Here is a 234-nt window from a genome sequence, read left to right as displayed (position 1 = left end):
ATATTGCGCATACCCAAAACTTGGACGCTGCGGTCATGATATTTGAGCCACAACCACGTGAGTTTTTTGAGCCAGCTAAAGCCCCTGCGCGTTTGACCAATCTAGCAGAAAAGCAGGCACTCCTAGCACAACATGGGGTTAAAACCTTAGTGGTGGCAGGTTTTGATGAGGACTTTCGCTCATTATCAGCACAAGCCTTTGCCGATATATTAGCCAAGCGCTTAAATGTAAAAG

At 46.2% G+C, this 234-nt stretch carries 1 protein-coding gene; it reads left to right on the top strand.

Annotation, left to right across the window (positions count from 1 at the left end; genetic code table 11):
• Nucleotides 1–234, top strand: a 234-nt coding sequence (locus AAEY83_RS18675; RefSeq protein ID WP_502945230.1) for a nucleotidyl transferase family protein, incomplete at both ends; no start/stop codon positions are given.

The organism is Psychrobacter sp. TB20-MNA-CIBAN-0197 (assembly GCF_040309765.1).
Taxonomy (GTDB): Bacteria; Pseudomonadota; Gammaproteobacteria; order Pseudomonadales; family Moraxellaceae; genus Psychrobacter; species Psychrobacter submarinus.
The sequence above is the reverse complement of the archived record's forward strand: the minus strand, read 5'-3'. Positions and strand labels throughout refer to the sequence as shown.